The organism is Burkholderia sp. MSh2 (assembly GCF_000731655.1).
In the GTDB taxonomy this organism is placed as follows: Bacteria; Pseudomonadota; Gammaproteobacteria; order Burkholderiales; family Burkholderiaceae; genus Burkholderia; species Burkholderia paludis.
This window is the reverse complement of sequence record NZ_JPGM01000056.1, coordinates 20234-38311: the sequence shown is the minus strand read 5'-3', so window position 1 is coordinate 38311 and position 18078 is coordinate 20234. Positions and strand designations below refer to the sequence as shown.

The window sequence follows — 18078 nt, the reverse complement described above, 5'->3', positions numbered from 1 at the left end:
AGCGTTTTCGCCTAGCCCGTATACCGGGGCATCTGGCGTACACTCGGCACACCCTGTCATCCGGCTTGCGCCGCCTTTCCATGAAGCGTCCTGCGACCAAGATCGTGTCATCCGAACACCTCGTTTCCGATTCGAGCGCGGAGCTGTCGGAGCTCGAATACGGGCTCATCATGGCCGGCAACGCGTTCAACCGCTGGATGGTGCGCTGCATGTCGGCGGCCGGCGCGAAGGACATGACGGCGGTCGAGGTGTCGCTGCTGCATCATGTCAGCCATCGCGAACGCAAGAAGAAGCTCGCCGACATCTGCTTCGTGCTCAATATCGAGGATACGCACGTCGCGACCTATGCGCTGAAAAAACTGATCGCCCGCGGCTATGTGAAGAGCGAGAAGAGCGGCAAGGAAGCATTCTTCTACGCGACCGACGCGGGCCGCGACCTGTGCCTGAAATATCGCGAGGTGCGCGAGCACTGCCTGATCGAGACGCTGAAGGACAGCGGTCTCACCAACGAGCAGATCGGCGACGCGGCGCAACTGCTGCGCCACGCCTCGGGCCTGTACGACACGGCGGCGCGCGCGGCGGCCTCGCTGTAGACGGCCGCGCCGCGGCGGTTGCGCGGCGATGCGTTGACGGACGTGCGGCGACCGCGGCGCGTCGCGCCGCCTCATCCGGCGGCCGGGTAGAGCGCGCAGTCGGTCACGATCCAGCGCAGCGCGAGGTCGTGCGCCTCGGCCGGCAGCGCGTCGACGCGGCACGCCTCGTAGGCGATGCCGACCGTCACGGGCAGATTGCCCGGCCACGCGGCGAGCGTGCGGTCGTAGTAGCCGCCGCCGTAGCCGAGCCGGTAGCGCTGCGGATCGAATCCCACACAGGGAATCAGCAACAGGTCGGGCACGACGACGATTCCCGACGCCGGTTCCGGAATCCGGTGATGCCCTTCGCGCATCGGCGTGTGCGCGTCCCACGCATGGAACGCGAGCGGCGTGTGCCGCTCGCCGATCACGGGCAGCGCCGCGCGCCGGCCGGCACCGGCCGCGCACCAGGCGAGCACGGCGGCGCGCGCATCGAATTCGCCCGGCAGCGGCCAGTAGAACCCGACCGTGCGCGGCGCGAGCCGTTCGAGCAGCGTGCGCAGGCGAGCGTCGAGCGCGGCGTTCGCGGCGGGTTGCGACGCGGCGTCGCGACGTGCGCCGGACAGCGTTTTGCGTAGCGCAACCTTCGGGTTCGGCACAGGGTTGCGTGCTATGCTTTCGCTCACTTCGCGCTCCATTCAAAACGATGTCGAACAGCCTTTTCCGAGTATATCGCGCGGTCGCGCTGACGCTTTCGGCCGCCGCGCTCGTCACGGGCACGACCGCGTGCGCCGCGCCGAGCGACGATACGGTCTCCGGGGACGATCAGGTCTTCGTGCAGCTGCGCGAGGCCGCGCGCCGCAACGACGCCGCGAAAGCCGCGCAGCTCGCGTCGATGATCCCGAACTATCCGGTGCCGTCCTACGTCGAGTATTTCCAGATCAAGCCGCAGTTGTTCGATGCAACCGGCCGCGCGCGCGTCGATGCGCCGGACGCGCCCGTGCAGTCGTTCCTGCAGCGCTACGACGGCCAGGCAATCGCCGATCGCCTGCGCAACGACTACCTGCTCGTGCTCGGCGCGCGCCACGACTGGCGCAGCTTCGACGATCAATACAAGCGGTTCGTGCTCGACGACGATACCCAGGTCAAGTGCTATGCGCTCGAATCGCGCGCGGCGCGCGGCGAGAACGTCGCCGACGCCGCACGCGCGCTGCTGGTCGAGCCGAAGAACTACGGCGACGCGTGCGTCGACCTGATCACCGCGCTGACGGTCAACCAGCAGTTCACGAGCGACGACGTGTGGCAGCAGGCGCGCCTCGCGTACGAGCAGAACTACACGACGCTCGGCGGCAAGATCGTCGATGCGCTGGGCCCGCGCCCGGTCGGCTTCGACCAGGCGACCAGCGCGCCGCCGCTGTACCTCGCGCGCGGCATCGGCCCCGACGCCGCCTCGCACCAGCTCGCGCTGATCGCGTTCGGCCGCATGGCGCGCAACGATCCGGACGCCGCGGCCGGGACGCTGACCTCGGTCGCCGCGTCGCTGACCAAGCAGGAGCAGGCGATCGCGTGGGGGGCGATCGGCTACCAGGGCGCGATCAAGCGCTCGCCGCTCGCGTCGGTCTGGTACGCGAAATCCGCGAATGCGCCGCTGTCGAACCCGGGCTACGAATGGCGCACGCGCGCCGCGCTGCTCGCCGGCAACTGGCCGATGGTGCGCTGGTCGATCGAGCAGATGCCGCCGTCGCTGCGCGACGATCCGGCCTGGATCTACTGGCATGCCCGCGCGCTCAAGCAGAGCGGCGACACGCTGCAGGCGAACCAGGAATTCGAGCAGGTCGCGGGGCAGTTCAACTTCTACGGGCAGCTCGCCGGCGAAGAGCTCGGCCAGCGCACGACGATCCCGCCGCGCACGAAGGTGAGCGACGCCGAGATCGACGCGATGAGCAAGATTCCGGGCTTCGCGCTCGCGCAGCGCTTCTATGCGCTGAACCTGCGGCTCGAAGGCAACCGCGAATGGAACTGGCCGCTGCGCGGGATGACCGACCGCCAGCTGCTCGCGGCCGCCGAGTACGGCAAGCGTGTCGACCTGCTCGACCGCACGGTCAACACGGCCGACCGCACGAAGGCCGAGCACGATTTCACGCTGCGCTACCCGTCGCCGTACCGCGACATCGTCGAGCGCTACGCGCAGTCGACGGGGCTCGACACCGAATGGGCGTACGGCCTGATCCGCCAGGAGTCGCGCTTCATCACGAGCGCGCGCTCGTCGGTGGGCGCGGGCGGCCTGATGCAGCTGATGCCGGCCACCGCGCAGATGGTCGCGAAGAAGCTCGGCCTGGGCACGATCTCGCGCGCGCAGATGCACGACATCGATACCAACGTGCAGCTCGGCACCTGGTATCTGGCCGACATCTACAACAACTTCGACAGTTCGCCGGTGCTCGCCACGGCAGGCTACAACGCGGGCCCGGGCCGGCCGCGCCAGTGGCGCCAGGTGTTGACGCAGCCGGTCGAAGGCGCGATCTTCGCGGAGACGATCCCGTTCAACGAGACGCGCGACTACGTGAAGAACGTGCTGTCGAACACCGTTTATTACGCGGCGCTCTTCGAGGGCAAACCGCAGTCGCTGAAGAGACGCCTGGGCATGATCTCGCCCTGACCGGCGATCTTCACGCGGCCGCGCGAGACGCGGCAGCCTGATCGAGGGCGCGCTCACGCCGGCCGTGTCCTTGCGCCCGCCGCCGGAAGGGCCGCGCGCAAGGACGGCGACGGCCGCCGGGCGCCGCCGCGGGGCGACGCGAATGCGCGACGTATCCGCGACGCGCATGACGCGGCGGCCGGCCCTTCGGGCGGCCCGCCCCATTTACGATTTTTCCTGGTCACGGGAACGCGCGTTGCCGGCCGCATGGCGGCGTCGCGCGTCGCTGGTCCCCCCGGGGGACGGCCGGCCACGCACGGTCGCCAGTCCGTCATCGGCGTGAACAGGCTCTTGGAGTCACGAACATGGATCGCCAGACCGTCGCGCTGCTGGGTGGCACCGGCTTCATCGGCAGCCGGCTCGTCAGTGCACTGATCGACGCCGGCAAGCAGGTACGGATCGGTACGCGGCGGCGCGAGCACGCGCGTCACCTGCAGATGCTGCCGGTCGAGATCGTCGAGCTCGACGCGCTCGACACGCGCACGCTCGCGCGCTTCGTCGCCGGCTCGCATGCGGCGATCAACCTGGTCGGCGTGCTGCACGGCGGCCGCGGCACGCCGTACGGCCCCGGCTTCGAGCGCGCGCACGTCACGCTGCCGGCCGCGCTCGCGACCGCGTGCACCGAGGTCGGCGTGCGGCGCGTGCTGCACATGAGCGCGCTTGGCGCCGATTCGCGCGGCGCGAGCATGTACCAGCGCTCGAAGGGAGACGGCGAGGCGGCGCTGCATGCGATCGCGGCGACCGATTCGCTCGCGCTGACGATCTTCCGCCCGTCGGTCGTGTTCGGCCCCGGCGATGCGTTCCTCAACACGTTCGCGAACCTGCAGCGCACGGTGCCCGTGCTGCCGCTCGCGATGCCCGACGCGCGCTTCCAGCCGGTGTTCGTCGGCGACGTCGTGCGCGCGTTCGTCAATACGCTCGATCTCGCGGCCGCGTACGGCAAGACCTACGAACTGGGCGGCCCGACCGTCTACACGCTCGAGCAGCTGGTGCGCTATTGCGGCACGCTGGTCGGCCGGCAGGCGCGCATCGTGCGGCTGCCCGACGCGCTCGCGCGGCTGCAGGCGAGCGTGTTCGAATGCCTGCCCGGCGAGCCGGTGCTCACGCGCGACAATCTCGCGACGATGTCGGTGCCGAACGTGCTGTCGGGGCCGCTCGCGCCGGAACTCGGGATCGCGCCGGCGAGCCTCGAAAGCGTCGCGCCCGCGTACCTCGGCACCGCCGCGCAGCGGTCGCGGTTCGAATGGTTCCGCTCGCGCCGCCGCTAGGCTGCCGCGGGGCGCCGCCGTTGCGCGCGTTTTCTTTCACCTCCGCGTTTTCCGGAACACCATCATGAAGCTCGTCATCGGAAACAAGAACTACTCGTCGTGGTCGATGCGTCCATGGCTGCTGCTCGCGCATTTCGGCATCCCGTTCGACGAGATCGCGGTCGACCTGCACTGCGCCGACACGGCCGCGCGCATCCACGAATATTCGCCGTCCGGCAAGGTGCCGTGCCTGGTCGACGACCAAGGCCTGGCGATCTGGGATTCGCTCGCGATCGCGGAGACGCTCGCCGAGCGCTATCCGCAGTTCCCGTTGTGGCCGGCCGATCCGCTCGAGCGCGTGCATGCGCGCTGCATCTCGGCCGAGATGCATTCGGGCTTCGCGGCGCTGCGCACGCAGATGGGCATGAACGTGCGCGCGTCGCTGCCGGGGCGCGGCGCGACGCCCGAGGCGCTCGCCGACGTCGCGCGCATCGACGCGCTGTGGAGCGCGTGCATCGAGGCGTCGGGCGGACCGTTCCTGTTCGGCGAGTTCGGGATCGCCGATGCGATGTATGCGCCCGTCGTGATGCGCTTCAATACCTATGCGCCGGGCCTGTCGCCGGAAGCGGCCGGCTATGCGGCGCGCGTGACGGCGCTGCCGGCCGTGCAGCGGTGGATCGATGCCGCGCGCGGTGAAACCGCCGTGATTGCCGAGTACGAGCCGACCCCATGAACATCTATGCAGTAGGCGGAGCGATCCGCGACGAATTGCTCGGCGTGCCGGTGCAGGACCGCGACTACGTGGTGGTGGGTGCAACCCCCGAACAGATGGCCGCGCAGGGCTTCCGGCCGGTCGGCAAGGATTTTCCGGTGTTCCTGCATCCGCGGACGCAGGAGGAATACGCGCTGGCGCGCACCGAGCGCAAGACGGCGGCCGGCTATCACGGCTTCCAGTTTCATTACGCGCCGGACGTGACGCTCGACGAGGATCTCGCGCGGCGCGACCTGACGATCAACGCGATGGCGCGTGAGGTGAGCCCGGAGGGCACGCTGGTCGGGCCCGTGATCGATCCGTTCGACGGGCAGGCCGACCTGCGCGCGCGCGTGTTCCGGCACGTGAGCGACGCGTTCGTCGAGGATCCGGTGCGGATCCTGCGGATCGCGCGCTTTGCCGCGCGGTTCGCGGATTTCACGGTGGCGGACGAGACGCTCGCGCTGATGCGGCGGATGGTCGACGCGGGCGAGGTCGACGCGCTCGTGCCCGAGCGGGTGTGGCAGGAGATCGCGCGCGGGCTGATGGAGGCGAAGCCGTCGCGGATGTTCGCGGTGCTGCGCGCGTGCGGTGCGCTCGCGCGCATCCTGCCCGAGGTCGATGCGCTGTGGGGCGTGCCGCAGCGCGCCGACTACCACCCGGAGGTCGACACGGGCGTGCACGTGATGATGGTCGTCGACCATGCGGCGAAGCAGGGCTACTCGCTGCCGGTGCGCTTCGCGGCGCTCACGCACGATCTCGGCAAGGCGACGACGCCCGCCGACGTGCTGCCGCGCCACATCGGCCACGAGGGCCGCAGCGTCGACCTGCTCAAGCCGCTGTGCGAACGGCTGCGCGTGCCGAACGAATGCCGCGACCTCGCGCTGGTGGTGGCGCGCGAGCACGGCAACCTGCATCGCGTGATGGAGATGGGCGCGGCCGCACTGGTGCGGCTTTTCGAGCGCAGCGACGCGCTGCGCAAGCCGGCGCGTTTCGCCGAGATGGTGCAGGCGTGCGAATCGGATGCGCGCGGGCGGCTGGGGCTCGACACGCAGCCGTATCCGCAGGCCGAGCGGCTGCGCGTCGCGCTCGCGGCCGCGCGCAGCGTCGATGCCGGCGCGATCGCGCGCGGCATCGGCAACGACGCGGAGAAGATCAAGGACGCCGTGCATCGCGCACGGATCCAGGCCGTCGCGCAGGCGCTCGAAATCGGCGAATAGCGGGGCAGCGCGGCGGGGCGGACGCCCCGCCAGCCGTTACGCCTTCCTTTTGCGTGCCGGGGTGGCGGCCGGCGGGCGCTGGACGGATGCGCGCGACCTGGCGGCCGGCTTCCGTGCCGCCGCGTTGGCCGGTCGCGCCGCGTCGGCGTCGAGGCCGCGCTCGCCGCGCTTCGGCGCCGGCGCGCGGCGGCTCACGCGAGGCTCGCCCTGCGCGGGCAGCCTGGCTTTCTTCCTGGCGGACCCGAATCCGGCGCAAGTGTCGTCGAACAGCGGCTGCGTGCTGACCGCGATCAGTTCGGCGGGCCCGTCGCCCACGTTGGCGACGCGATGCCGCTTGCGTGCGTCGAAGTGCAGCGAATCGCCGGGCGACAGCGGGTAGTCCTTCTTGCCGATCGTGTAGCTGATGCGGCCGGCCAGCACGTACACGAACTCGTCGCCGCCGTGCGACACCCATTCCGAACGGTAGCCTTCCATCATCTGCACCTTGAGCGCGTTGATCTGGCTGCCGTCGAACGAGGTGGAGAGCCGCTCGTACCACTGCGACGCGGCGTCGAGCGCGTACGGCTTGCGGCTGCCCTCGTGCGAATCGGGCTGCGCCTGGCGCGGCTGGTCGATCAGTGCGCCGAGCGGCACGTCCAGCGCTTTCGCGACGTTGGCGAGCGACGACAGCGAGATGCCGGTGAGATGGCGCTCGACCTGGGACAGGAACCCGACCGACAGCTTCGCTTCGGTCGCGACTTCCAGCAGCGTTTTCTTCGCTTCCCGGCGCAGGCGGCGAATGTGCTGGCCGATACGCATGATGTCTGAATCCATGAATCTCTTTCGTGGCAACGAGTCGGGAGGCGAGCGTGAGCGCGGGGGCGACGATGCCGGCGCATTGTACCGCGCAGGGTCAACGGACGAATTGAGGCTGTGCCGGGATGCGCGCGTCGCGCGCCGATTTTAGCCCCACGAAAATTTTGGCTTGACCTCAATTTCAGGGTGCTCTAGATTCTGTCGCGCGCGTCAAAAAAAGTTAAGTGAGACCAAAATTTCCCCCCAGGGCCTGCTGCGGGAGCGACACGGCGGCACGGCCGTGTCGCGCATCGTCCGCGCAGCGGCGCCGTGGCGCGTCGGGCATGCGACGCGCCGCGCCGCCGGCCGCCGACAACAATGAATAGTGGGCATTCGATGATCGATCGACTGAAATACAGCTTCTCCGGCCTTCCCCAGTACGACGCGTCCGTCGGCGACACGCAGGCCGGCCTGTCGCGCCTGCTCGACGCCGCGCGGCTCGACGCGGTCGTGGTCACGTCGCAGGACGAATACGTCACCGAGTACCTGCCGCTCGCCAACAACCCGCGCTACGCGCTGTCGGGGTTCGACGGCTCGGCCGGCTGCGGGATCTTCCTCGGCGCGGCGACCGCGCAGGCGCTCGATCTGCCGCCGTTCGTGCTGTTCGTCGACGGCCGCTATCACCTGCAGGCCGAGCAGCAGTGCGATCCGGCGCGGGTACGCCTCGAGAAGCTCGGGATGAACGAGACGATCTGGCAGGCGATGGCCGACTGGCTGGTCGCGCACGCGAGCCGGCTCGCGCGGGTCGGCTACGACGCGCGGCGGATCAGCGTCGCGCAGCGCGATCGGCTGTTCGCGCAGACGCAGGCCGCGTCGCTCGACTGGACGAGCCTCGCCGATCGCGAGATCGATCGCGCGATCGCGCTGCCGGGCTGGGTGGTCGAGCGGCCGATCTTCGAGCTGCCGGAATCGATGACGGGCCTGAGCGTCGCGCAGAACCTCGACGCGCTGAACCGCAAGCTGGCCGCGCACACCGGCGCGGCCGACGGCAGGACCGCATTCTTCACCTGCGCGTCGGACGATCTGGCGTACCTGCTGAACAGCCGCGGCTATCACATCCCGAATGCGTCGTCGCACCTCGGCTTCCTGTTCGCGGTCGGCGACCAGGTCGCGCTGTTCCTGCCGGATGGCTGCGATGGCTGCGAGGTCACGCTCGCGTCGTATCCGGCGCTGCACGTGATCCGGCGCGATGTCGCGGCGCTCGAGCGCTTTCTCGCGCCGTTCGCGGTCGAGCACGTGTGTTACGGCTTCGAATCGGTGAACTGCGCGCTCGTCGACGTGGTGCGCCGCGTGTGGCCGCAGGCGCGGCACGCGGACTTCAACCCGGTCGAGGCGATGCGGGCCGGCAAGACGCCGGCCGTGCTCGACCGGTTCCGCGACGCGTTCGCCCGCAGTTCCGCGGCGATCGCCGAGACGATGCGCTGGGCGAAGACCGGCGAGCCGGGCGTGCGTCACACCGAATACGACCTGGCGCGCGCGATCAACGACGCCTATGGCGCACGCTCGGCGGTCGCGCTGACGTTTCCGTCGATCGCGGCGAACGGCGCGAACAGCGCCTTCGCGCACTACACGGCCGCGAGCGCCGACGTCGAGCTGACGGAGGGCGAACTCGTGCTGCTCGACAGCGGCGCCTATTACGAAGCCGGCTTCGCGACGGACTGCACGCGGGTCGTGCTGCGCCGTACGCACCCGGACACGGTTGCGCAGCCGTGGCAACGCGAGATCTACACGGTCGCGCTGAAGGCCTGCATCAAGGGGCTCGTCGCGCGCTTCCCCGACACGGCGACGGGCGGCGAGGTCGACGCGCTCGTGCGGCAGGTGTGCCGCGACCACGGCCACGATTTCGGTCACGGCACCGGGCACGGCGTCGGGATTCACGTGCACGAGGGCGGCGTGCGGTTCGCGCCGGGCTCGAAGTACGGGCTGGTGCCGAACGCGGTGATTTCGGTCGAGCCGGGCATCTACCTGCCGGGCAAGGGCGGCGTGCGGATCGAGAACATCGTGATCGTCCGGCCGGACGAGGCCCGGCCCGGCACGGTGACGTTCGAGAACATCGTGACGGTCGGCTACGACTGGGACCTGATCGATCTCGACCTGCTCGACGACGACGAGCGCGCCTACCTGCGCGACTACGAGCGGCTGTGCGTGGAGCGCGGCACGCAGGTCACCGCGTGTCCGCTGCTGTGAGCGCAGCCGCCCGCGCCGATCAGTTCAGCAGGCGCGTGCGCACGAACGGCGCGATCTGCCCGGCGAGCCAGGCGTGCGTGCGGGTCGTCGGGTGCAGCGTGTCCCAGAACACGAAGCGCGCCGGATCGCGGCAGTCCGCCCGCGGCGTCTGCGTGCTCAGGTAGGTGAGCGACGACGGCTTCGGAATGTCGAGGCAGGCGCGCTGCGCGTCGTCGAAGCCGTAGCGGGCCGGGTGGCTCAGCAGGTCGTTGAACGGCGCGTACGCGTCGAAGACCTCGAGCCGCAGCGTCGCGCCGTAGCGGGCGCGCAGCGCGGCGGCCGCGTCGACCAGGCGCCGGTTGTAGTCCTTGACCTGCGCGGCGACGCTCGCCGTGTCGGTGCGGGTGGCGAACACCGGCGCGCGCGACACGTCCGGCAGCGTGACGAGCATGATCCGCGTCGCGCCGGCCGCGGCAAGCCGCTCGAGGCTGTCGCGCACCGCATTCGCCGCCTGCTCCGGCGAGCGCCCGTAGTTCACGAGATCGTTGCCGCCCGCGAACACCGCGAACAGCGTGTTGGCCGGCCGGTAGCCCGGCGCGCGCTCCATGTATTCGCGCCACGAGTCGATCTGCTGCACGAGGCCCGGCACGACGAGGTGCTGGTCGGTCGCCGCGCCGCCGATCGCCCAGTTGTAGAGCGGCAACTGCAGCGCGTTCGCCAGATACTCGGCCCACACCGGGCCGTTGCTGAAGCGTCCCGCATGCCAGCTCGTGCCGTTCGGCAGCTTCCACTGGCTCGCGTTGAACATGTTCTGGGTGTCGGACAGGCTGTCGCCGAACACGATCAGCTTGTTGACGCGCGCATCCTGCTGCGCGGCATCGAGCGTCCACACCGTGTAGTTGAACGACAGCGCGTTGTTGGCCGCGACCGCCTGCGTGAGGTCGGTCCGGATGCCTTTCGCGGCGAGCGTCTTGCGGCACACGTCGGCGAGCGTCTCTTGCGCCGTCGTGCTGTAGAACATGTTCTTCCACTGCGTGATGCCGTCCGCCCACCAGTAGCCGGGCACGCGATACCAGTCGCCGGCGGCGGGGTCGCGCGCCCACTCGTAGGTCGCGGCCGGCTTCAGCGGATCCGGATCGATCCGGTACCAGCAGCGCAGGTACGTGTAGGTGTCGGTGCCGCGGCGCGCCGCGCGCGGCGTGGCGGCGGACGCGCTCGACGCGGCCGGCGGCACGACGTCGGGGCCGCCCGGCGACAGCGACATGTCGCCCGTCGGCGTGGGCAGCGGCGCGGGGGCCGCGGCGTGCGCGGCGGGGAGCGCCAGCGCGACGACGGCGGAAACGGTGGCAATGCGGGATGACGCGGGAATGCGGAAATATGGCATGCGGCCCTCTTCTGATTGTTGTGACTGGACGGCGGCGCGGTGGCGCGGCCGTGTATCGGAAGGGACCGTGGATGCCGGGCTCGGGCCCGGTCTGTCGAAACGTGAAATGCCGCGTGGCGGCAAGGGGCGGCGGGCGTGCCGCCGGCCGGTCAGCGCGTGAGTGCGGACACGCGGCCGTCGGGGCCGTAGACGCCGGCCGGTGCGGGCGTCGAGCGCAGTACCGCGAGCGCGCGCTCGTTGTAGTCCATCCGGATCCGGATCAGCATGCCGTTGTTCGCATTGGCCTGGCGCGCGCGTTCGGCGGCCTGCTGCAGCAGCTGCCAGCGGCCGGCGAGGCGGGCGTCGCGTTCGGCGGCCTGGTCCATCCCCTTCTTGCCGGACGGAAAGCCGAGCGCGGAAAGCTGCGTGTCGCGCGTGCGTTCGAGCTGCGCGAGCCGGTCGATCAGCTCGCTTTTCTTTTCGACGATCCCCGGCAGCATCGCGAGCGGCTGGGCCGTCGTCAGCGCCTTTTCCTCGTAGGCGAGCAGGGACGCGAACGCCTCGACCGTCGCGTGTTCGTCGTTGACCGTGGCCAGCAGCTCTTCTCTCATCGCGTCATGCTCGTCGCGCCGGCGCACGGGGTTCGGCGCGCCGGCAAACCGGGGGCCGGCCGCGAGGCCGGATCAGCTGCCCTGCGGGCGCTGTTGCTGCAGCAGCTCGCGGGCGGTATTCAATACGCCGTCGGCGATCTTGTTCGCGTCGATCGTCAACGTGCCGTTGTTCAGCGCATCCTTGATCGACTGGACCAGGCCCGAGTCGATATCGGCGCTGCCCGACGCGGATGCCGAACGCAACTGGCCGGACAGACCCGACAGGTTCACGGTCGAATCGCCGCCGGTCGATCCGGCATCGGCCGCCTGCGCGGACGACTGGGCCGTGCCGGAAGGCGCACGGGTCGCGCCGTTGCCGGTCGGCGCCACGGGGCTCGGGTTCGGAGTGGAATCGATCTTCACGATGGGTTTCCTGTTCGGTTTGACCCAGATAACGGCCGGGCCGGCCCGAACTTTAGCATCGCGAGCCTGGAATTCTCCGAATAAACAATTCTTTACATTCTTGCGGCGCTATCCGTCCCTATAACGGAATCTCCACGGTGCCGGCGTCCTTGACGATCGCCGTGACGATCTGGCCCGCCGCCATCCGCACCCGTACCGACTGGCCCGGTGCCGCATTCGCCAGCGCGCTGCCCTCGGCCGAGATCGTGAAACCGGGGCCGGCCGCGACGACCCGCACCGTCTGGCCGGCCGACACCGACGCGGCGCTCTTCAGCATGTCCTGCCGCAGCGGCAGCCCGGCCGAGATGCGGGCGAGCGGGGTCGAGCCGATCGCCTGCGCCGGGTCGGTGATTACCGCGAGCGGCAACACCGTCAGGTCGCCGTCGCGTGCGACCAGGTCGGCCGCGGTCAGCGGCTCGCCGGGCGCGATCTGGCGCGCGGCGACGTAATAGGTGGCCTGCACGGTGACCTTGGCCTGCAGGTAGACGGTCCACGGCCGTTCGCCCGCGCAGCGCACGCCGACCGTCGTGCGGCCCCACAGGCGCGCGCCGGTCGGCAGGAACGGTTCGAGCGTCGTGCACGTGGCGAGCCCGCGCGGAAACGCGTTCGTGACCGTCGCGGTGGGCTTGCCGGGCAGGCCGGCGATCTGCTGCTGCAGGAATGTGAGGGCCGCGCGGCGGATCGTGTCGGGATCCTGCTGGCCGGGCGGCGTCGCGGGCTGGGCCGCGGCAGCCGTTGCCGGGGTGGCGGACGCCGCGATCGGGCGCGGCGCGGCGCGGGTGGCCGCCAGGCGTGCCGCGGGCGACGGTTGCGGTGCCCGCCGTGCCGGATTCGATGCGGGTTCGGCCGTGCCGGCGACGACCGTCGCGACCGTGTCGCGGTCGGCGGTGCGCGGGGCGCCATACCCGGCGCGGGCGGCGGCCGCGTAGGCCGGGGCCGGTGCGGCGACCGGCGGCGGGACGGTCGTCACGACCATCGTGCCGGCCGGCTGCGCCGCGTAGCCGCTGCCGGATGCGCCGGCGCCGGCCACCGCGCCGCTGGCCGCGCGACCCGCGTCGGGCGCGAGGCCCGCACCCGGCGCGGCCGTGCCGCCGAATTGCCCGCCGCTCGCCGCGTTGGCGTGCGCGAGCGCGGTTTCGGCCGTCTCGCCGCGTCCCGGAATCACGATCATCCCGTCGTCCGCGTGCGCGGCCGGCGCGGAGATCCACAGCGCCGCGACGAGCGCAAACGCACGCCGGACGTGCGTAAGCCGCCCGTTCCTTCCGCGAAGTGCGCTGCCAGTCATCGCCGTGCCCCCGATTCGTTGCTCCGCTTCGCATTCTAGGGAGCGGGGCGGTCGCGCAAACGATGAATAGAGGGGGGCTTTGCCGCGTTATTCGCCCGATTGCCGGTTGCGCGCGACGCCTACCATCGCTGTCATGGAAAAAAGCCTCTCGGGTCGCCATCCGGCGTGAGGGGCGTGCAGCGCTTCATACGGAGAGACGCACACATGCTGGACAAACTCGATGCGGAATTTGCGTTCGGCCGACAGGCGCTCGACGTGCGCGCCTACCGGCAGGAACTGCTTTCGTCGAACATCGCGAACGCCGACACGCCCGGCTACGAGGCCCGCGACGTCGATTTCGCGTCGACGCTCGCGCGCTCGCTGAAGCAGACGGGCGGCGGCCTTGCGCCGAGCAACGCCGCGCAACTGCCGATGACGCAGCCGGCCGGCGTGACGAGCGGCATGTCGATGGTGTCGACGGCGGCGGGCCACATGGCCGGCACCGTGAAGCTGATCCCGACGGGCGGCCCGTCGGACGATTACGGCCGCGCCGCGTACCGGATGCCGCTGCAGCCGTCGCTCGACGGCAACACGGTCGATCTCGACGTCGAGCGCGTGCAGTTCGCGAACAACGCGCTGCATTACCAGACCGGGCTGACCGTGATGACCCAGCAGATCAAGTCGATGATCGCCGCGATCACGACCAACCAGTGACGGCGCGCACCGCCTCCGAATCCGTATCCGAGCAAAAGGAGCTTCCATGCCCTCGTTGATGAACATCTTCGGCGTTGCCGGCTCGGCGCTGTCCGCGCAGTCGCAGCGCCTGAACGTCACCGCGTCGAACCTCGCGAACGCCGACAGCGCGACGGGCCCCGACGGCAAGCCGTACAAGGCCAAGCAGGTCGTGTTCGCGACCGACCCGATCGGCGGCGCGCGCACCGCGTCCGGCCAGGGCGTGGGCGGCGTGCGCGTGACCCGGGTGGTCGACGACCCGTCGCCGATGAAGTCGACCTACGACCCGGCGAACCCGGCCGCCGACGCGAACGGCTACGTGCAGATGCCGAACGTCGATCCGGTGCAGGAGATGGTGAACATGATTTCGGCGTCGCGCTCGTACCAGGCCAACGTCGAGACGCTGAACACGGCGAAGACGCTGATGCTCAAGACGTTGACGATCGGCTCGTAAGCCGCGCGCCGACCGACCTTACAGACCCGACAGTTTCGACAGAAGGCTACCCAGGATGACCTCCTCCTCCAGCACGACGATCGGCAGCAACGGCACGACCGTGTCCAACCTGCCGACCGACACGATGAATACCAACAACGTGTCGTCGACCAACGGCACGTCGGCGAGCGACCTGCAGGCGACGTTCCTGAAGCTGCTCGTCACGCAGCTGCAGAACCAGGACCCGACCAGCCCGGTCGACAGCTCGCAGATGACGTCGCAGCTCGCGCAGATCAACACGGTGAGCGGCATCGCGCAGCTGAACACGTCGCTCACGTCGCTGTCGACGCAGCTCGCGGCCGGCCAGCAGACGCAGGCCGCGATGCTGATCGGCACCAACGTGCTGGCGCCGGGAAGCTCGGTCGCGGTGAAGAACGGCGTGGCGTCGCCGTTCGGCGTGACGCTGTCGAGCGCGGTGTCGAACCTGACGGTCACCGTGAAGAACTCGTCGGGCACCGTCGTGAACACGATCAACGCGGGTGCGCAGTCGGCCGGCACCGTGCCGCTCACCTGGAAGGCGACCGACTCGTCGGGCAACCCGCTGCCGGACGGCAAGTACACCATCAGCGCATCGTACGTCGACAGCAACGGCACGCCGCAACCCGCCACGACGCTCGCGACCTCGCAGGTGCAGAGCGTGATCAAGCAGGCGGACGGCTCGGCGGGGCTCGTGCTGGCGAACGGCACGACGGTGGGGCTGACCCAGGTCGCGTCGATCTACCCGAGCACCGCGTCGTCCACGCCGGCTTCTTCGTCGACGACGGCTTCGTCGTCCACGTCCTCGTCCGGCACCACCACCAGCAACTGATCGAGCTTTCTCGCAACGGAGACCGAAATGGGTTATCAACAGGGTCTGAGCGGCCTCGCCGGCGCATCGAACGCGCTCGACGTGATCGGCAACAACATCGCGAACGCGAACACGACCGGCTTCAAGTCGAGCACCGCGGAGTTCGCCGACATGTACGCGAACTCGGTCGCGACGTCGTCCGATTCGCAGATCGGGATCGGCACGCAGCTGAATTCGGTGGCGCAGAACTTCAGCCAGGGCACGATCAACACGACGAGCTCGTCGCTCGACGTCGCGATCAACGGCAACGGCTTCTTCCAGATGTCGAACAACGGCTCGATCACGTATTCGCGTGACGGTACGTTCCAGCGCGACAAGAACGGCTACATCATCAACTCGCAGGGCATGAACCTGATGGGTTACGCGGCCAACGGCAACGGCGTGATCAACACCGCGCAGACCGTGCCGCTGCAGGCGCCGACGACCAACATCGCGCCCACCGCGACGACCACGATTTCCGCGCAGTTCAACCTGAACTCGCAGGACACGGTGCCGACCAAGACGCCGTTCAGCGCGACCGACAACACGACCTACAACTACTCGACGTCGATCCAGGTATACGACTCGCTGGGCGGTTCGCAGGCGGTCAACATGTACTTCGTGAAGTCGACGTCCGGTACGTGGGAAGCGTACGCGGGCGTCCAGGGCGGCAGCACCACCGATCTCGGCACGGTCACGTTCAATTCGTCGGGCGCGATCCAGAGCACGACGACGGGCACGCCGCCGACGCCGACCACATCGCTCGGCGAGTTCCAGTTCACCGTGCCGAACACCGATGGCTCGGCGACGCCGCAGAACCTCACGCTCAACCTGACCGGCACGACGCAGTACGGCGGCAAGGACGGCGTGAACAACCTCGCGCAGGACGGCTACGCGAGCGGCACGCTGACGACCTACACGATCGGCACCGACGGCAAGCTGACCGGCAACTACTCGAACGGCCAGACCGCCGTGCTCGGCCAGATCGTGCTCGCGAACTTCAACAACCCGAACGGGCTGGTGAACCTCGGCGGCAACCAGTATGCGGAAACCGCCGCGTCGGGCGTGCCGCAGATCTCGGCGCCGGGCAGCACGAACCACGGCACGCTGCAGGGCAGCGCGCTCGAGAACTCGAACGTCGACCTCACGTCGGAGCTTGTCAACCTGATCACCGCGCAGCGCAACTACCAGGCGAACGCGCAGACGATCAAGACGCAGCAGACCGTCGACCAGACGCTCATGAACCTTTAAGCGCGGATAACCGGCAGCCATGGACCGACTGATCTACACGGCGATGACGGGCGCGTCGCAGTCGCTCGACCAGCAGGCGATCGTCGCGAACAACCTCGCGAACGCATCGACGACGGGTTTTCGCGCGCAGCTCGCGACGTATCGCGCGGTGCCGATGAACTTCGGCGACGGCAGCAACATCGACCCGACGACGACGCGCACCTACGTGCTCGCGTCGACGCCCGGCGCGGATTTCGCGCCGGGTCCGGTCACGCGCACCGGCAATCCGCTCGACGTCGCCGTGCAGGGCCCCGGCTGGCTGTCGGTGCAGACCGCCGACGGCAACGAGGCGTACACGCGCGCCGGCAACCTGCACGTCGACGAGAACGGCCAGCTCGTCAACGCGAGCAACCTGCCGGTGATCGGCAACGGCGGCCCGATCTCGGTGCCGCCGAACGCGGAAGTGACGATCGGCAAGGACGGCACGGTGTCCGCGCTGATGCCGGGCGACCCGCCGACGGCGGTCGCGATCGTCGACCAGATGAAGCTCGTCAATCCCGATCCGGCCACGCTCACGCGCGGCAACGACGGGTTGTTCCGCACCGCCGACGGCAATCCGGCCGACGCCGACGCGAACGTGGTCGTCACGCCGAACTCGCTCGAAGGCAGCAACGTCAATCCGGTGACCGCGATGGTCGCGATGATCGACAACGCGCGCGCGTTCCAGCTTCAGTCGAAGCTGATCCAGACGGCCGACCAGAACGAGCAGTCGGCGAACCAGCTGCTCAATTTCAGCTGAGCGTCCACGCCAGCCCTAGCAGGAGAATCGACAAGTGAACCGTTCGCTCTACATCGCCGCCACCGGCATGAATGCGCAGCAGGCGCAGATGGACGTGATTTCGAACAACCTCGCGAACACCAGCACGAACGGCTTCAAGGCCTCGCGCGCGGTGTTCGAGGATCTGCTGTACCAGACCATCCGCCAGCCGGGCGCGAACTCGACGCAGCAGACCGAACTGCCGTCGGGCCTGCAGCTCGGCACCGGCGTGCAGCAGGTCGCGACCGAGCGGCTGTACACGCAGGGCAGCCTCACGCAGACCGGCAACGCGAAGGACGTCGCGATCAACGGCGCGGGCTTCTTTCAGGTGCTGATGCCGGACGGCACGAACGCGTACACGCGCGACGGCTCGTTCCAGACCAACGCGCAGGGCCAGCTCGTCACGTCGAGCGGCTACCAGATCCTGCCGGCGATCACGATCCCGCAGAACGCGACGTCGCTGACGATCGGCAAGGACGGCGTCGTGTCGATCACGCAGCCGGGCTCGACCAACTCGGTGCAGATCGGCTCGCTGCAGATCGCGACCTTCATCAACCCGGCCGGCCTCGAGGCAAAGGGCGAGAACCTGTTCGCGGAAACCACGTCGTCGGGCGCGCCGAACGTGTCGCAGCCGGGCCTGAACGGCGCCGGCACGCTCAACCAGACCTACGTCGAAGCGTCGAACGTGAACGTGGTGCAGGAGCTCGTCAACATGATCCAGACGCAGCGTGCCTACGAGATCAACAGCAAGGCCGTGACGACGTCCGACCAGATGCTGCAGACCGTCACGCAGATGAAGAGCTAACCGGAAAG

The 18078-nt window shown here is 69.4% G+C and carries 18 protein-coding genes; 12 read left to right on the top strand and 6 right to left on the bottom strand.

What is annotated here, in order from left to right; all coding sequences use genetic code 11:
* Positions 1-80: 80 nt before the first annotated feature.
* Complete coding sequence (locus GQ57_RS28905; RefSeq protein ID WP_031399737.1) at positions 81-593, top strand: winged helix DNA-binding protein; 513 nt, start codon at positions 81-83, stop codon at positions 591-593.
* 71 nt (positions 594-664) lie between these two features.
* Here the strand turns inward: GQ57_RS28905 and GQ57_RS28900 are convergent, their stop codons facing one another.
* Complete coding sequence (locus GQ57_RS28900) at positions 665-1270, bottom strand: 5-formyltetrahydrofolate cyclo-ligase (RefSeq protein WP_052001513.1); 606 nt, start codon at positions 1268-1270, stop codon at positions 665-667.
* An 8-nt stretch (positions 1271-1278) separates the two neighbouring features.
* Between GQ57_RS28900 and GQ57_RS28895 the strand changes: the two genes are divergently transcribed.
* The 4 genes from GQ57_RS28895 (at position 1279) to GQ57_RS28880 (ending at position 6488) form a co-directional block, all read left to right on the top strand.
* Complete coding sequence (locus GQ57_RS28895) at positions 1279-3231, top strand: lytic transglycosylase domain-containing protein (protein WP_031399739.1); 1953 nt, start codon at positions 1279-1281, stop codon at positions 3229-3231.
* A 344-nt stretch (positions 3232-3575) separates the two neighbouring features.
* Positions 3576-4538 carry a complex I NDUFA9 subunit family protein gene (locus GQ57_RS28890; protein ID WP_034199675.1) on the top strand — a complete coding sequence of 321 codons (963 nt, stop codon included), beginning with the start codon at positions 3576-3578 and terminating at the stop codon, positions 4536-4538.
* 64 nt (positions 4539-4602) lie between these two features.
* Entirely contained in the window at positions 4603-5250 is a 648-nt protein-coding gene (locus GQ57_RS28885; protein WP_034199674.1) for a glutathione S-transferase family protein, read from the top strand.
* On the top strand, positions 5247-6488 hold the full coding sequence (locus GQ57_RS28880; RefSeq protein ID WP_031399742.1) for a multifunctional CCA addition/repair protein: 1242 nt from the start codon (positions 5247-5249) through the stop codon (positions 6486-6488). Before GQ57_RS28885 ends, GQ57_RS28880 begins: the two co-directional genes overlap by 4 nt.
* Positions 6489-6524: 36 nt before the next feature.
* Here GQ57_RS28880 and GQ57_RS28875 read toward each other — a convergent pair whose 3' ends face one another.
* Entirely contained in the window at positions 6525-7301 is a 777-nt protein-coding gene (locus GQ57_RS28875; protein WP_034199673.1) for a helix-turn-helix domain-containing protein, read from the bottom strand.
* A 357-nt stretch (positions 7302-7658) separates the two neighbouring features.
* On the opposite strand from GQ57_RS28875, the gene GQ57_RS28870 reads away from it, so the two are divergent.
* Positions 7659-9509 (top strand): M24 family metallopeptidase, encoded by a 1851-nt coding sequence (locus GQ57_RS28870; RefSeq protein WP_034199672.1) that lies wholly within the window; start codon positions 7659-7661, stop codon positions 9507-9509.
* 19 nt (positions 9510-9528) lie between these two features.
* Here GQ57_RS28870 and GQ57_RS28865 read toward each other — a convergent pair whose 3' ends face one another.
* The 4 genes from GQ57_RS28865 to flgA form a co-directional block, all read right to left on the bottom strand.
* Complete coding sequence (locus tag GQ57_RS28865; RefSeq protein WP_034199671.1) at positions 9529-10872, bottom strand: SGNH/GDSL hydrolase family protein; 1344 nt, start codon at positions 10870-10872, stop codon at positions 9529-9531.
* 149 nt (positions 10873-11021) lie between these two features.
* A complete protein-coding gene (locus GQ57_RS28860) occupies positions 11022-11462 on the bottom strand; it encodes a flagella synthesis protein FlgN (protein WP_031399746.1) in 441 nt (146 codons plus the stop codon).
* Positions 11463-11534: 72 nt separating this feature from the next.
* Positions 11535-11864 (bottom strand): flagellar biosynthesis anti-sigma factor FlgM, encoded by a 330-nt coding sequence (gene flgM / locus GQ57_RS28855; protein WP_031399747.1) that lies wholly within the window; start codon positions 11862-11864, stop codon positions 11535-11537.
* Between the two features lie 118 nt (positions 11865-11982).
* The gene (gene flgA, locus GQ57_RS28850) at positions 11983-13188 is read right to left on the bottom strand and encodes a flagellar basal body P-ring formation chaperone FlgA (protein ID WP_034199670.1); all 1206 of its coding nucleotides are present in this window, start codon (positions 13186-13188) and stop codon (positions 11983-11985) included.
* 204 nt (positions 13189-13392) lie between these two features.
* On the opposite strand from flgA, the gene flgB reads away from it, so the two are divergent.
* The 6 genes from flgB to flgG are packed head-to-tail and all read left to right on the top strand — an operon-like array spanning position 13393 to position 18070.
* Positions 13393-13881 carry a flagellar basal body rod protein FlgB gene (flgB, locus tag GQ57_RS28845; protein ID WP_031399749.1) on the top strand — a complete coding sequence of 163 codons (489 nt, stop codon included), beginning with the start codon at positions 13393-13395 and terminating at the stop codon, positions 13879-13881.
* Between the two features lie 46 nt (positions 13882-13927).
* Entirely contained in the window at positions 13928-14353 is a 426-nt protein-coding gene (gene flgC, locus GQ57_RS28840; RefSeq protein WP_031399750.1) for a flagellar basal body rod protein FlgC, read from the top strand.
* A gap of 55 nt (positions 14354-14408) precedes the next feature.
* Positions 14409-15200 (top strand): flagellar hook assembly protein FlgD, encoded by a 792-nt coding sequence (locus GQ57_RS28835; protein WP_031399751.1) that lies wholly within the window; start codon positions 14409-14411, stop codon positions 15198-15200.
* A 27-nt stretch (positions 15201-15227) separates the two neighbouring features.
* Positions 15228-16469, top strand: a complete 1242-nt coding sequence (gene flgE / locus GQ57_RS28830) for a flagellar hook protein FlgE (protein ID WP_031399752.1) — start codon at positions 15228-15230, stop codon at positions 16467-16469.
* 19 nt (positions 16470-16488) lie between these two features.
* Positions 16489-17247, top strand: coding sequence for a flagellar basal-body rod protein FlgF (gene flgF, locus GQ57_RS28825; protein WP_031399753.1), 759 nt, complete (start codon positions 16489-16491; stop codon positions 17245-17247).
* Between the two features lie 34 nt (positions 17248-17281).
* On the top strand, positions 17282-18070 hold the full coding sequence (gene flgG / locus GQ57_RS28820; RefSeq protein WP_031399754.1) for a flagellar basal-body rod protein FlgG: 789 nt from the start codon (positions 17282-17284) through the stop codon (positions 18068-18070).
* The last annotated feature ends 8 nt before the right edge of the window (positions 18071-18078 follow it).